Here is a 15,680-nt window from a genome sequence, read left to right as displayed (position 1 = left end):
TTTAAAAAAGTTACACGCTGAAAATTAAGAAGTTATTGCTCATATAGTTCTAATGGCAAATTATCCGGGTCTGCAAAGAAGGTGAATTTCTTTCCTGTATACGGATCTATTTTTATAGCCTCAACTTGTATTCCCTTTTCTTTAAGTTCTATTGCCGTGCGCTCTATATCTGCTACTTCAAAGGCTAGATGACGCAGCCCGCAAGCCTCTGGGTAAGAAGGTCTTTCAGGAACATTAGGAAATGAAAATAATTCAATACAATAATGTTTGTTTATGGCTAAGTCTAACTTGTAAGAGTCCCTTTCTTCACGGTACACTTCTTGTAGTATTTCTAAGCCTAAAATTTGCGTATAAAAAGCTTTAGATTTGCTGTAATCAGAACAAATTATAGCGACATGGTGAAGCGCTTTAAATGTCATTAGGCTATTAGTGTTGATTTCACTAACACGGATTCAGAAGCTAGTTTATCCTCAAATAAAACGCCTAACTCTTTAATATAAGGCATGGTATTATGCTTGTCTAAAGCTTCTTGATGCTCCCAAACTTCGTAAAACACAAAAGTGTTTTTATCTTCAATACCTTGGTGTAAAGTATATTGAATACAACCTTTCTCTTGTAACGTTTGTACAACCAAATTTTGTAAAATAGCCTTTACTTCCTGTTGCGATTCTTCTTTACTCTGAATATGGACACTCAAATATATTTTCATAATAGTAATGTATAATATTAACCTAACACTTCTAATTTAGCAAAGCGCAACAGTAATTTTTTAATCCCAGCAGTATCAAACTGTATCTCTGCCTTGCGGTCATTACCAATGCCATCTATTTTTACAACAGTACCCCGACCAAAACGGGTATGATTAATTAAACTTCCTTCGGCTAAATTGGGATCTACAGTATTCGTATTTCCAATGGGTTGAGCCAATTCTGGTTTTAATTTTCTAAGCTTTCTAAGCTGATTTTCATTAGGTTTTACCGTGCTTGGTGGGATACCACTTTTAGGTTTTATTTGACGCAGTTTACTTTTATCAACTTCACCAAAAATATCAGTATCTATTGTTGATTTATAACGGTATGCTGGTTTTTCAATCGGTGTTAGATTTTCAATAAATTTCTCATCAATTTCTTCTAAAAACCGACTAGGTTCAGCATCTATTAATTTACCCCAACGGTACCTATTTTGCGTATAGGTTAAATAAGCTTGTTTTTCTGCTCTAGTCAATGCTACATAAAACAATCTACGTTCTTCTTCTAATTCACTTCGGGTACTCATACTCATACCTGACGGGAATAGGTCTTCTTCCATACCTACAATATAGACATGCGGAAACTCTAATCCTTTTGCTAAGTGGATGGTCATTAAAGCTACTCTGTCATCATCACCAGTGTCATTATCTAAATCCGTTGCTAAAGCAACGTCTTCTAAGAATTCACTAATATTACCTGTAGCATCGACAACCTCTTTCTGTCCTTCCACAAAATCTTTTATACCATTTAGAAGCTCTTCAATATTATCCATTTTGGCAATACCTTCCGGAGTACCATCTTTTTTAAATTCTAAAAGTAACCCCGACTTTTTTGCGACATGCTCAGAAATAGCAAAGGCATCTGTAGTTTCATTCATGATTTGAAAACTTTTAATCATGTTGGTAAAATCTACTAATTTCCTTTTGGTACCTGCGTTGATTTTTAAATTTATTCGATCTAAATTCTCAATTACTTCAAAAATAGATCTGCCATAGTGGTTCGCTGCTACTGTAAGTTTATCTAAAGTGCTCATTCCAATTCCTCTCGCAGGAAAATTAATGACACGCTTTAAAGCTTCCTCATCTTTAGGATTAATCACTAGACGCAAATAAGACAATACATCTTTAATCTCTTTTCTTTGGTAAAAAGATAAACCACCATAGATACGGTATGGAATATCGCGTTTACGCAAAGCATCTTCTATAGCTCTAGATTGCGAGTTAGTGCGATAAAGTACAGCAAAGCTACCATTTGACATTTGGTGTTGCATACGGTTTTCAAATATAGAACCTGCAACAAACCTGCCTTCTTCTGCATCCGTAGGACTTCTGTGTACTTTTATTGCTGGACCATCATCATTATCTGTCCAAACCACTTTCTCTAATTGGTTGGTATTTTTTTCAATTATAGAATTCGCTGCATTTACAATATTTCGGGTAGATCTATAATTCTGTTCCAGTCGGTACATGATAACATTATCATAATCTTTTTGAAAGTTGAGAATATTGCTAATGTTTGCACCACGGAAAGAGTAAATACTTTGTGCATCATCCCCTACCACACAAATATTTTGAAATTTATCGGATAACGCTTTAATAATTAGATATTGCGAATGGTTGGTATCTTGATACTCATCTACCAATATATATCTAAACCTATCTTGATACTTGGCAAGGACTTCTGGATATTTATTTAATAACTCATTGGTTCTTAGTAATAAATCATCAAAATCCATCGCACCTGCTTTAAAACAGCGATCTACATAGTTTTGATAAATATCCCCCATTCTTGGCCGTTTAGCCATGGCATCGGCCTCTTGCATTTCTGCATCATTAAAATAAGCTCTTACCGTAATAAGGCTATTTTTATAGGATGATATTCTATTTTGGACTTGTTTGTATTTATAGACATCTTTATCAAGTCCCATTTCTTTGATAATTGAAGCGATTAAACGCTGAGAATCTTGTGTGTCATAAATAGTGAAGTTACTAGGGTATCCTAATTTGTCACCGTCATATCGTAATAATCTAGCAAAAACCGAGTGGAATGTACCCATCATTAGGTTTTTTGCTTCCGTATTTCCAACAATAGCAGCAATCCTGGCTTTCATCTCCCGGGCAGCCTTATTTGTAAATGTAAGTGCAAGAATATTAAAAGAGTCAATTCCTAGACTCATTAAATAAGCTATCCTGTAGGTTAATACACGTGTTTTTCCAGACCCCGCTCCCGCAATAACAATTAACGGTCCGTCTTTATGTAAAACTGGTGCTCGTTGAGCATCATTCAATTGATTTATATAGTTTTCCAACAGCTTTTTCTTTGATTTTTTTGGAACTGTGAATTTAACCATAATTGCTAGCATACTAAAATGATGCTTCTAATAATTATAAACAAAAAACTTAAACGCTAAAATCATTTTGAATATATTTGAAGATAATCAGGTATTATCCTCAGTATACGCAACGCTTTATTTATTTTACCATGAAATCTATACAAAATTCTTTAATTCTTTCTATTATTCTAGTAAACTTAAGTTTTGGACAAGAAAAAGCTACCGGGCCAGTTATTCAAGAATTCGGAGCAGTCTATAGTGTAGAAAACCCAGATTTTGAAGTAGATTTAACGCAAGAGTTCAAAGCGGTTTTTGATGTAGGCACTAGTCCTAAAGAACATTCTAAAATTAACCCTTACCTGGAAACTGGTGCTCGTTTTTTAAATATGCATGCACAAGCCGGTGTCCCTGAAAAACAATTAAAAGCCGCATTAGTTATTCACGGTTCTGCTACAAAAGATATCTTGACAGACATAGCCTATGAAGAACGTTACGGCACTAAAAATCCCAATCTAGCATTAATCAATGCTTTGCTGGCAGCAGATGTTCAACTAATTTTATGCGGACAGTCTGCAAATTCAAGAAAGATAAAAGAGACTGAAATGATCAAAGGAGTGCAACTTTCCTTGTCAGCTATGACCGCCCTTGTTTTATTGCAGAATGAAGATTATAGACTAATTAAATTTTAATATATGAATAAACTTGTACTCAAAGGTTTTCTCCTTTTTGGGTTTTGTGCATTTGCTCAAAACGCAGTTTCAGAGAAAGATTTTAAATCAGTAGAACAGAAAGTAATAGATTGGCGAAGAGACTTTCATCAATATCCGGAGCTTTCAAATAGGGAGTTTAAAACCGCAGAAAAGATAGCTAAACATTTGAAATCTTTAGGAATTGAGGTGCAAACGGGAGTTGCTAAAACCGGAGTTGTTGGCGTATTAAAAGGGAATACTCCTGGAAAAGTAGTTGCATTACGAGCAGATATTGATGCCTTACCAGTAACCGAGAGGAATGATTTGTCTTTTAAATCGGAAGTTGTAGGAGAGTTTCAAGGAGAAGAAGTTGGAGTGATGCATGCTTGTGGTCATGATACGCATATCGCGATACTCATGGGTGTGGCAGAAATTTTATCAAAAAATAAAGATAAGATTAAAGGTACCGTAAAATTTATTTTTCAGCCAGCAGAAGAAGGTCCGCCACCAGGAGAAGAAGGTGGTGCAGCATTAATGATAAAAGAAGGAGCCTTAAAAAACCCGGATGTGGACGCTATTTTTGGATTACATATCAATAGTGGTACTCCTGTAGGAACAATTGGTTACAAACCCGGAGGTACGATGGCTGCCGTAGAGCGGTTTGTTGTTAATGTAAAAGGAAAACAAACACACGGTTCTCAGCCTTGGGGTGGTGTAGATCCTATTTATATCGCTGCAAAAATTATTGATGGGTACCAGTCTATAATTAGTAGAGAATCTAATTTGCTTGTAGAACCGGCAGTAATTACTGTTGGGAAAATCACGGCTGGAGTTCGATTTAATATTATTCCTGAAAGCGCTGAAATGATAGGAACCGTACGTACGCTAGATCCGGATATGAAGGCATTAATTATTAGACGTATGACTGAGATGACAGAAGGATTGGCAAAAACATATGGAGGGGCTGCTACCATAGAATTTCAAAATAATACAGCAATTACCTACAACGATGAAAAATTAACAGAAGCGATGTTACCTACCTTACAAAAAACTGCAGGGGTAGAAAATGTAGTGTTAATTAAAGCAACAACCGGAGGAGAAGATTTTAGTTTTTTCCAAGAAAAAGTACCAGGATTTTATTTCTTTTTAGGAGGAATGACTCCAGGTAATACCGAGGCTTTTCCACATCATACGCCAGATTTTAAAATAGATGATAGTGGTATGCTTCTAGGGGTAAAAACCTTAACAGCAATGAGTTTAGATTATTTGAATAAAAAATAAAAAAGATTATTATTTATTTCGAGTTCAATTTTAATAAAAATTAATTTTGAACTCGTTTTTTTTTATAGGTTTGTTGTAGTTTAAATTTTAATTGAAACTTTCTTTACATGATTGACTTTTTTACAAGTATTCCATGGTATGCTTGGCTATTGCTAGTGGTTTTTGTTGTTGCTATTCGCGATGTTTTTTTTCAAAGAGCGCATACTATCTCACACAATTTTCCAATTGTAGGTCATTTTAGGTATTGGTTGGAGAGTATTGGACCAGAAATGCGTCAATATTTTGTAGCAAACAATAGAGAAGAACTTCCTTTTAATCGTATAGAACGTGGTTGGATTTATGCCTCTGCAAAAAAAGAGAACAACTATGAAGGTTTTGGGACGGATCGTGATATTTATGCACACCATCATATTTTTGTAAAAAACCAAATGATGGCCTATGAGGTACCTGAAAATCATCCTAATACAGAGGATAAAAGTTTTGTTCCTTGTGCTAAAGTTATTGGTGCCTACAACAAACGTGCAAAACCTTATAGACCGGCTTCTGTTATAAATGTATCTGCAATGAGTTTTGGATCGCTTTCCGCAGCAGCAGTAGAAGCGATGAATATAGGTGTTCAAAAAGCGGATGCTTACCATAATACTGGAGAAGGCGGACTTTCTCCGTACCATAAGCAAGGTGGTGATGTTATATTTCACTTTGGAACTGGATATTTTGGAGTACGTAGTGATGAGGGAAGTTTATCTATTGAGAAACTTAAAGCTTTAGTTGAGAATAATCCTTGTATTAAAGCCATTGAAATAAAACTATCTCAAGGGGCTAAACCTGGAAAAGGGGGTGTATTACCGGGCGCAAAAATAACTCCAGAATTAGCGGAGATTAGAGGCGTAGAAGTAGGTAAAGATGTATTATCGCCTGCAACGCACAAAGCATTTAAATCTGTTCCTGAATTATTGCAATTAATAGAAAAAATAGCGGAAGCAACTGGCTTACCGGTGGGTATAAAAGGAGCTATAGGAAAGTTAGACCAATGGGAACAATTGGCCGATTTAATGCTAAAAACAGGGAAAGGTCCTGATTTTATAACCGTAGATGGTGGTGAAGGTGGTACAGGTGCCGCTCCTCCAAGCTTTGCGGATCATGTATCTTTACCTTGGGTATATGGGTTTTCTAGTGTGTATAAAGTTTTTTTAAATAGAGAACTTACAGATAGAATTGTATTTATAGGAAGTGGAAAATTAGGTTTCCCTGCCAAAGCGGCAATGGCTTTTGCTATGGGTGCAGATTGTATCAATGTTGCTCGTGAAGCCATGATGAGTATTGGTTGCATTCAAGCACAAGTATGTCATACCAACCGCTGCCCGACGGGTATTGCTACCCAAAGTAAATGGTTGCAAAACGGAATTGATGTTACTTTAAAATCGGAACGTTTAGCACAGTATTTCAAATCTTTTAGAAAAGAATTTTTAGAAATTACGCATGCCGCTGGTTATGAGCATCCATGCCAATTTCATATGGAAGATATTCAAGTGAATGTAGATGATACCGATTTGAATAGAGATTTAAGATCTACCTATAAATATCAAAAAAATCCTGTTCCGTTTAATGGAGTGCAAGAATTATATGATTGTATTCACTTAGGGGGAAAAAGCGTTACCAAATAATACAACAATTAATATTTAATTTAAAAATAGTTTTAAAAAATGATAAAGTATTCTTTATTCCTACTCGTTTTAACTTTAGGCTTAACAAACCTACACGCACAAAAGAAGTCTGATTTATTACTTGAAATTCAGAATTTAAAAGCATCTAGAGATTCTATTAATAACCTATACGTAGTCTCTAAGAAACGAGAAACTGTTAGTAAAACAGAAGCAGAATCTTATAAAGCGCAGGCCGATGAGTTATTAGAAACCAATGGCCAATTAATGCAAAACATTAATAATTTTACGAAAGCCTCTATTGAAAAATCTGAGAATATTGGTAAGACTTTAGAAAGCCTACAGGAAAAAGAGGCTAAGCTTAAATTTATAAATGATAAATTTAGTAGTCATGATTCTATTGCCCTTGCCATTTTAACCGATTTAAAGAAAACTTTAGGCGAAAATAGTGCCATTAATGTATCAAACGGTGCGGTGGTTATCTCCTTGAATGAAGCAACTAGAAATGGTATAGCAGCTAAAGATGCTGCTGCAGATGCACAATTAACAAAAATTGCCACTGTTTTGAATAAATATTCAGAGGCATTAGTAATCATAGAAGGTGTTTCTAATACAGGAGAGTTTGATGTCGCTTTAAATCAAGCTACCCTATTAGCAAATAAATTTCAAAAGCAATTCACTATCAGTAATTCCCGTTTAATGGCAGTTACAAAAGATGGTGGTTTTACAGAAGGCTTAAACATCCGTATTTCTCCAAAATTTGACTCATTTTATTTTCAAATAAGAGAACTAGTTAAAGAGAATAAATAAAGTCTGATTTTGGTACAGGGAATTAATAATACTAAATCCTTATCATCCAGTATATATTTTTAGCTACTTTCGCGCGAAATACATAAATAGTATTTACAATTATGGAACAACAAGAATTTTTAGAGAAGAATGTATTTGTCGATTTAAAAAATGTAAATGAGAATTTTGAGGCAGATAACATCCACCAATTTTCAGAAGCAGAATTTGCGACAGTGCTTCAAAAATGCGAATATTTTGGAATCGGAATTTATACCATCGAAGCTTTTTTAAATGGAGCCTCTTTTGGCGTTTCTAGTCATGATACTCATAACAAAAAAGCAACAGATCGAAAATGGTTTAAGAAGGCATTTTCAAACTTTAAAAACGGTGAAGCAGGGATGACATATGCTGCAACTTATAAAGTATCTCCTAAACTTTTAGCGAGATAATTTTAGGTTTCATACTTTTTTAAAAAATACTTCGTTTTACATTCAATAACCAAATAAAACCACAAGTATCATGAACGGAGAACAGATTCTACAGGCTTTCGCTTATTTATTACCAGCAGTAGTTACAGGTGTTGTTGCCTTTTATTTTTTTAAAATGCACACAAAAAATGAAGAAGGCCGTAGAAGGTATTTGTTACAGAAAGATACTCAAAAACACACATTACCTATTAGATTGCAAGCGTACGAGCGTATGGCACTATTTTTAGAGCGTATTGCTATTCCTAGCTTAGTGGTTAGAGTAGCTCCCGTATCTACGAGTAAGAACGATTATGAATCACTTTTGATACGTACGATTGAAACAGAATTTGATCATAATTTATCGCAGCAAATATACCTAACAGATGATTGTTGGAATATTATTAAAGCGGCAAAAAGTGCAACGATACAATCAATTAGAAAAGCTGCATTAAGTGCAGAAAATGCAGATAAATTTAGAGAAGACGTATTAAGTGATACCATGGATAAGGCCTCTCCTTCTGCCACAGCGTTATCTTTCGTAAAAAAAGAAATTAGTAATCTTTGGTAAGCGATTGTTTATTTACCTTTAAATTTTTCCTCGGCGTAACTAAACCCTTGGAGCCACCATTCTCGCATAAGCTTTTTATTAAATACCAAAGAATTCTCAGTAAGCCTTGTTGGGGTATAATATAAGTTTAACTTAACTCCGTTGTGTTTGGCTGCAAGCACCCCTTCAGAAACATCGTGGTATTCTATTTGATCCAATACAAAGCCATAAATGCTTAGCATTAAGGAAAAAGGATTTTTACCTAATACTTTGTTCTGATTCAAATTTTCAGATTCTAAAATAATAGCATCTACCTCCGTAGCCCCTCTACGTATGGCCTCTCGGATAGGCACAACACAACCCAAACCTCCATCGCCATACTCATATCCATTACGTTTTACTAGAGACATAAATGGAATATAATTACAAGAAATCCAAATCCAATCACAAAACTCTTCGTAGGTAAATTCACTAAGCTCCTTGTACTCTACTCTGTTTTTTGATAAATTAGAAACGGTAACAATTACTTTTTTGTTTGAGGTTTTTATTTTAGTAAATTCTTCTGGAGAGAAATTCTTTTTAATGGTTCTGCGCAATGCCCCACTTTCACCAAAAGTTCTTTTCCGTTTTAAAAACTGTAAAAATGTAGTAAAATAATTAATGGTTACAAATTCACGACCATCTTTTTTCTTAACAATAAAAGGATTTAAACTAAATATAGAAAGTTGATTAACATTGGTATAAATATCATATAGTTTGCCTACATTATTAAGCGATAATTGTGGTATTAAAAGACTACCTGTAGAAGTACCAAGGAATAAGTCATACTCCTTTTTTTCTATCTCCATTAAGTATTGTGCGACACCACCAGCAAAAGCCCCTTTACTCCCACCGCCACTTATTACTAATGCTTTCAAATTTCAATATTTTAGTTAGTTGGTTATTTCTGGTTCTAATTGGCTACTCTCCGAACTTTTAAATTTCGCGTAATTAAATCCGCTTTCCCACCAAGCTGCCATTTTAGTTTTGTCAAAAATAAGTGAATTTGTAGTTAAAACAGTAGGAGTATAATAAAAGTTAATGATTGCATTATTATGCTTAGCCACATACTTTCCGATTCTAATATTTTGATGTTCGATACGATCCAACATAAAAGCAAACATATTGGTCAGTAAAGAGAATACATTTTTTGATGGCATACGATTTAAATGTGTCACTTCGGTTTGTAAAATTATAGCATCTACTGTAGTTGCGCCTCTTTTTATAGCTTCTTCAATAGGAACCATGGTTCCTAAACCACCATCAGCATATTCACAACCATCCTTTTTTACCAAGCTCATAAAAGGTGTGTAATTACAAGAAATCCATACCCATTCACAAAATTCATCATATGAAAAATCATTAATAGATTTATACTCCACTTGATTAAGTGATAAATTAGATACGGTTACTACAATATCTTTTGGACCGTTTTTAAGGGTATTAAACTCTTCTAGGGTAATCGTATTTTTTATAAGTTGTAATAGATTGAGGCTCTCTCCAAAAGTTTTACTTCCGCTATAAAAATTTTTGAGCACATTAAAATGATGTATACCAATAGTTTCTACTCCGTGTTTTTTTTGAGTAGAAAAAGGGCAGTTGCTAAAAATATCTTTCTGGTGTACGGAGGTATAAATTTCTTTGATTTTGGCAATTTTATGTAAGCCTAAATGTGATATCAAAAGACTTCCGGTAGAGGTGCCTAAGAATAAATCGTAATGCTGTTGTGCCTCTTCAATAAGATATTGGGCAACTCCACCAGCAAAGGCCCCTTTGCTCCCACCTCCAGAAATTACTAATGCTCTCATACTACTCTAGTTTATTAGTAAGATACAGTTTTTCTTTTTCATTTAGTTTAGGCAATAACGCAATAATTCTATCTTTATAGGCTTCATCTTTTAGCAACTCATCAAATAATGCTCTAGCAAATTTATTAAACTGCCAACTATGGTGCATACTAGCCTCTGCTAAATCTTCTAAATTGGTATCTGTTAATCCAAATGTTTGAAACAAATATTGAAAAGCGGTTTCACGTGTTTTAGGGTCATATTGTGCTTGCGTGTAACTCCCTAATTCATCAAAATAGTCTTTGGTTTTTAAACTATTATAATCTTCGGTAACTAAAGCGAGCGTAAGCCATAATAATCTAACATTCTTATCTGAAAATCCTATAACATCTTTAGTCGCCTCTAAATACGTTTTTCGTTGTTCCGGAAAGTTTAAAAAGAGGCGGTATAAACTGTTTTCAATAGTACTATAGCTTTGATCTTCTAAGAGCGATTCAAAATCTGTCTGCAGTTCTGTGGGGATTTGAGTAATTTTTAAACTTAATGCTTGCCGTAACATCAAATCGTTAGACGCTATAATCTTTCTCATAAAGTCTATGGAGAATAGCTCAGCATATGTAAATATTAATCGCTTCTTAAATTCTATAGAATCAGATTTATCATAGGCATTTTCAATCAAAACTAACTGAGCTTTTTTATCAGCAACCTTATTTATTGATTCCTGTAGACTTATAAAATCGGAAATGCTGGATGAATTATTTTTTAAATAGTCATACACCATAGCCACTGGAAATTCTGTATTTTCCAGCCAGATTTCATCAAAACTACTTAATGATTGCCCACTTGCCTGCTCTATCTCAACAAGAAAATCATTTATTTTTACATTCTTAAATTTATATTTTTCTAGATAGTTCTGTATTCCCTTTTTAAATGATTCGGTTCCTACTTCTTCTTTTAACAAGGCTAGAGCCCATGCTCCTTTTTCATAAAAAGTAAGACTGCTTGCTTTTGGATCTTTTAATGACTCTCCTTTTCCTTCTTTAGACTGTTGCTTTAAGGTTTCTGCAGTATCAAATAGTTTCCAAAAATAATACTCGGCGCCAAATAGTTCTTTTTCTGCTAGTAGTGCATAGTAGGTAGCAAAGCCTTCTTGTAGCCAATGATGCTGACCGTCAGCTTCTGTAACAAGGTTTCCAAACCATTGGTGCGCTAATTCGTGTGCGTTTATATTGACATAATTACGATCTATAAAAGCAATAGAATCTATCATGTAGGCATCAGAAAAAATAGTAGTTGTTGTATTTTCCATTCCTGCATAAAGGAAATCTTTTACTGGTATTTGTTTGTAATTTTGCCAAGGATAAGGAACGCCAATTTCGGAAACTAAAAAATCAAAAATTTCTTTTGTATATCGATAAGTAGGCTCTACTTTCTGTTGATTTTCAGGGTAATAATATAATTCTAATGGTAAACCGTCCGCGCTGGTTACCACTTTCTTATCATAATTAGCTATGGAAAAAGCTAAAAGATAACTACTCATAGGTTGCACCATATCATAGGACCAAGTGGTCGTATTGTTGGCATTTTTTTTAGAGTGTATTAAATTACCATTGGCAATTACCTGATACGTAGAATCAAATGTTATTTCTGTATCAAATACTACTTTTTCATTCATATCATCAAAGCTAGGAAGCCAATGACTCGTATATTTCCCTTGCCCTTGTGTCCAAATTTGCTTGTTCTTATTGGCATCATCTTCCCAACCAATAAAATATACGGTTTGTGTAGGTTGGACTTCATAAGATAGTTGTAATTGTTGAGCTCCGTCCTTTTTGAATTTTTTTCTAATGATGATATGCTTGTCATCAACACTGTATTTTACTTTTTTATTATTAAGTCTTACGGTGGTAAATGTGAAGTTTTTAGCATCTAAAAAAATACTATCCACCGGTTTCAAGATATCAAAAGTGTAGGTTATGGTCCCATTTACCTGCTTCTGCTCAGGAACAACAGTTATGGAGAGGTCTCCCGAAATAAAATCTACCGATTTCTGTTCTTGAGCTGATAGCGTAATTGAAAGGAAAAGACAAAAACTTATAAATAAATGACGCATATTTTAATAAAATTCAAAATGAATACCAAAATAAGCAATTTGGTTTTTGTTCCTTTGTTTCTATCTACTATTTTAGTCCAATGAATGCAAATTTTTTACAAACTCCCATTGCTTATTTAAAAGGTGTTGGTCCAAATAGGGCAAATACGTTGCAGTCAGAGCTTGGCATTCAAACATACCAAGATCTAATTAATCTGTTTCCCAATCGGTATATAGATAAAACACAGTATTATAAGATTAATCTGTTACAACAAAACTCTTCTGAGGTTCAGGTAGTTGGTAAAATTACCCATATTAAATCTGTAGCGCAAAAAAAAGGGAATCGCCTCGTAGCTACTTTTTTAGATGATACAGGTAAGATGGAATTGGTATGGTTCAGAGGACAGAAATGGATTCGTGAGAATTTAAAGCTGAATGTACCTTATGTAATTTTTGGAAAAACTAATTTTTACAATGGTACTTTTTCTATGCCGCACCCTGAAATGGAATTACTTGCGGATCATGAAAAGGGTTTAAAGATATACATGCAACCCGTATATCCGTCTACAGAGAAACTGAGTAATAAAGGCATTACCAATAGAGTTTTAAGCAAATTAATTCAGCAGATTTTTGTAGAACTGAATGGGAAGTTTACAGAAGCACTGTCTCCTAAAATTATAGAAGAGCTTCATTTAATTTCTAAGAGTGAAGCGCTGTTTAATATTCACTTCCCTAAGAATCAAGAACTTTTAGCCAAAGCTCAATTCCGATTAAAATTTGAAGAGCTTTTTTATATTCAGCTGCAGCTTATTGCCAAGAATATGTTGCATAAAAAGCGTATTAAAGGCTTTCCTTTTGATAAAGTAGGTACTATTTTTAATGATTTTTACAGTAATCATTTACCATTTGATCTTACCAATGCTCAGAAACGGGTTCTGAAAGAAATTCGGGCAGATTTAGGGAGCAATGCCCAAATGAATCGCTTATTGCAAGGTGATGTAGGTTCTGGTAAAACAATCGTTGCTTTAATGGCGATGTTATTAGCAATTGACAATGGATTTCAAGCCTGCTTGATGGCTCCTACAGAGATTTTAGCGAATCAGCATTTTGTAGGCATTCAAGAGCTATTAGAAGGTGTAGGCATTACGGTTTCACTATTAACAGGTTCCGTGAAAAAATCTTCTAGGAAAGTCATACACGAGCAGTTAGAAAGTGGGGAACTTCAAATTTTAATAGGCACCCATGCCCTATTGGAGGATAAAGTGCAGTATAAAAATTTAGGCTTGGCCATTGTAGATGAACAGCATCGTTTTGGTGTAGCACAGCGTTCTAAATTATGGCATAAGAATACGATACCACCACATGTTTTAGTAATGACAGCCACCCCAATACCTAGAACCTTGGCGATGAGTTTGTATGGCGATTTAGATATTTCTTTGATTGATGAATTACCTCCAGGAAGGAAACCTATAAAAACGGTGCATCGGTATGATTCTAACCGATTAAAAGTGTTTCAGTTTATCCGGGAGGAAATAAAAAAAGGAAGACAGATTTATGTAGTTTATCCTTTAATTCAAGAGTCAGAAGCTTTGGATTATAAGGATTTAATGGATGGCTATGAAAGTATTGCAAGAGATTTTCCACAGCCCGAATATCAGATTTCAATTGTACATGGGCAAATGAAACCTGTGGATAAAGAATATGAAATGCAGCGTTTTGTAAAAGGAGAAACGCAGATTATGGTGGCGACAACAGTTATAGAAGTGGGCGTTAATGTACCCAATGCTTCTGTAATGATTATAGAAAGTGCGGAACGCTTTGGATTATCGCAATTGCACCAATTGCGCGGGCGTGTTGGCCGTGGAGCAGACCAAAGTTTTTGTATTCTGATGACCAGTTTTAAACTATCTACCGAAGCAAAAACGAGGTTGGAAACTATGGTCCGTACCAATGATGGTTTTGAAATCGCAGAGGTCGATTTAAAGCTCCGCGGTCCTGGAGATTTAATGGGAACCCAGCAAAGTGGTATGCTAAATCTAAAGATTGCAGATATAGTCAGAGACAATGATATTCTAAAAACAGCCCGTTACTATGCATTACAACTCTTAAAAGACGATCCGACCCTCGCCAAAGATGAGAATGCTGTAATCAACTATACTTACGCACAATTAATTACGCACAAGAATATTTGGAAGTATATTAGTTAGTTCAAAATTTAACTATGGATAAGTGACAACGGCTCTGATTATTCCTGAATTTCCAGAAGTATTGATAACACTTAATGTATATGTATAGATGCCTGAAGAGTACGAAATTGTATTTCGCAATCCTGGAACGCTAGTATTACTAGTGTTTGCGTTATATTGAGTACTACCTATTATAAAGGTAGCATTCGAATTTGCTCCTACACCTGTTATTAATGTGGCAGCTAAGGTAAATATAGTCGGGCTACCAGTGATAATTAAATCACCTGTAACACTTATGCTGCCAGTACCAAATGTATCAGAAATATTACTTCCTTCAGTAAAAATAACAAAGTCTCTTGCGTTCACAGTAAATGAACTGGTATTCGTTAAAGAACCATCACTTACTGTTAGGGAAGCATTATATACTCCCGTAGTAGTATATGTATGATTTGGATTTACTTCAGTGGAGGAACCACCATCTCCAAAATCCCATAAATAAGTTATTGGATTACTATCTGGGTCACTAGAACTATCTCCTGCAAAGTCAAATATATATTGAGATATTCCTGTTCTTTGCACAGATGTTGCCACAGCTGTTGGAGCTTGATTGGCAGCTGGAACTATAACTGTAACCGTATACTCTTGTGTAGATGCATCTGCTGCAGTAATGGTATATACTACGGGATTAGTGAAATTTTGAGCTACATTATTAAGTGGACTTACAGATATACCCGTATAGATTACATTGGGTATTAATGAAGTTACATCAGTTCCTGCAGGTAAGGTTAGACTAATATTTGTTCCTGTGATAATTCCGTTTACCGTTCCAATTGTAAATGCGGTTATTGCTTTAGTACTACTAAGCGCAGGAGCAGTAACGGTCACTGAATACACTTGTGTAGTTCCATCTGCTGCTGTTACGGTATAACTCACAGGACTCGTAAAATCTTGTGCTACTCCTGAAGTAGGATTGATAGAAGCTCCAGTATGTGTAATGGATGGTGAAAGCGCAGTAACATCGGTTCCTGCTGGTAAAGTTAGACTAATATTCGTTCCTGAAA

At 34.8% G+C, this 15,680-nt stretch carries 14 protein-coding genes; 7 read left to right on the top strand and 7 right to left on the bottom strand.

Going from position 1 to position 15,680, the window contains the following annotated elements; translation table 11 throughout:
* Positions 1–32 precede the first annotated feature (32 nt).
* Genes gloA2 through BLQ19_RS11980 form a run of 3 tightly spaced genes read right to left on the bottom strand, consistent with a single transcriptional unit; the run spans position 33 to position 3,057 of the window.
* Entirely contained in the window at positions 33–419 is a 387-nt protein-coding gene (gene gloA2, locus BLQ19_RS11990; RefSeq protein WP_024480903.1) for an SMU1112c/YaeR family gloxylase I-like metalloprotein, read from the bottom strand.
* Positions 419–709 carry a putative quinol monooxygenase gene (locus tag BLQ19_RS11985; RefSeq protein WP_025615227.1) on the bottom strand — a complete coding sequence of 97 codons (291 nt, stop codon included), beginning with the start codon at positions 707–709 and terminating at the stop codon, positions 419–421. Before BLQ19_RS11985 ends, gloA2 begins: the two co-directional genes overlap by 1 nt.
* A gap of 17 nt (positions 710–726) precedes the next feature.
* On the bottom strand, positions 727–3,057 hold the full coding sequence (locus tag BLQ19_RS11980) for an ATP-dependent helicase (protein ID WP_175444432.1): 2,331 nt from the start codon (positions 3,055–3,057) through the stop codon (positions 727–729).
* Between the two features lie 173 nt (positions 3,058–3,230).
* Between BLQ19_RS11980 and BLQ19_RS11975 the strand changes: the two genes are divergently transcribed.
* From BLQ19_RS11975 to BLQ19_RS11950, 6 genes are all read left to right on the top strand, one after another.
* Entirely contained in the window at positions 3,231–3,770 is a 540-nt protein-coding gene (locus BLQ19_RS11975; protein WP_074538501.1) for a DsrE family protein, read from the top strand.
* Between the two features lie 3 nt (positions 3,771–3,773).
* On the top strand, positions 3,774–5,051 hold the full coding sequence (locus BLQ19_RS11970) for an amidohydrolase (protein WP_074538500.1): 1,278 nt from the start codon (positions 3,774–3,776) through the stop codon (positions 5,049–5,051).
* Between the two features lie 107 nt (positions 5,052–5,158).
* Complete coding sequence (locus tag BLQ19_RS11965; protein WP_074538499.1) at positions 5,159–6,715, top strand: FMN-binding glutamate synthase family protein; 1,557 nt, start codon at positions 5,159–5,161, stop codon at positions 6,713–6,715.
* 39 nt (positions 6,716–6,754) lie between these two features.
* Positions 6,755–7,522 carry a hypothetical protein gene (locus BLQ19_RS11960; RefSeq protein ID WP_074538498.1) on the top strand — a complete coding sequence of 256 codons (768 nt, stop codon included), beginning with the start codon at positions 6,755–6,757 and terminating at the stop codon, positions 7,520–7,522.
* Positions 7,523–7,623: 101 nt separating this feature from the next.
* Entirely contained in the window at positions 7,624–7,950 is a 327-nt protein-coding gene (locus BLQ19_RS11955; RefSeq protein WP_074538497.1) for a hypothetical protein, read from the top strand.
* A gap of 70 nt (positions 7,951–8,020) precedes the next feature.
* Entirely contained in the window at positions 8,021–8,536 is a 516-nt protein-coding gene (locus tag BLQ19_RS11950) for a DUF7935 family protein (RefSeq protein ID WP_024480895.1), read from the top strand.
* Positions 8,537–8,544: 8 nt separating this feature from the next.
* On the opposite strand, the gene BLQ19_RS11945 is transcribed toward BLQ19_RS11950, so the two are convergent.
* The 3 genes from BLQ19_RS11945 to BLQ19_RS11935 are packed head-to-tail and all read right to left on the bottom strand — an operon-like array spanning position 8,545 to position 12,454.
* Positions 8,545–9,432, bottom strand: coding sequence for a patatin-like phospholipase family protein (locus tag BLQ19_RS11945; protein WP_024480894.1), 888 nt, complete (start codon positions 9,430–9,432; stop codon positions 8,545–8,547).
* Positions 9,433–9,447: 15 nt separating this feature from the next.
* Positions 9,448–10,362 (bottom strand): patatin-like phospholipase family protein, encoded by a 915-nt coding sequence (locus BLQ19_RS11940; RefSeq protein WP_074538496.1) that lies wholly within the window; start codon positions 10,360–10,362, stop codon positions 9,448–9,450.
* A 1-nt stretch (position 10,363) separates the two neighbouring features.
* Positions 10,364–12,454 (bottom strand): M1 family metallopeptidase, encoded by a 2,091-nt coding sequence (locus tag BLQ19_RS11935; protein WP_074538495.1) that lies wholly within the window; start codon positions 12,452–12,454, stop codon positions 10,364–10,366.
* Positions 12,455–12,534: 80 nt separating this feature from the next.
* Between BLQ19_RS11935 and recG the strand changes: the two genes are divergently transcribed.
* Positions 12,535–14,640, top strand: coding sequence for an ATP-dependent DNA helicase RecG (gene recG, locus BLQ19_RS11930; RefSeq protein ID WP_074538494.1), 2,106 nt, complete (start codon positions 12,535–12,537; stop codon positions 14,638–14,640).
* Between the two features lie 12 nt (positions 14,641–14,652).
* Here the strand turns inward: recG and BLQ19_RS11925 are convergent.
* Positions 14,653–15,680, bottom strand: a 1,028-nt coding sequence (locus BLQ19_RS11925; RefSeq protein ID WP_175444431.1) for a PKD domain-containing protein, incomplete at its 5' end; no start/stop codon positions are given.

Source organism: Cellulophaga baltica (assembly GCF_900102165.1).
Taxonomy (GTDB): domain Bacteria; phylum Bacteroidota; class Bacteroidia; order Flavobacteriales; family Flavobacteriaceae; genus Cellulophaga; species Cellulophaga baltica.
Note: the sequence above shows the minus strand (reverse complement) of the source record. Positions and strands in the feature narration are given on the sequence as shown.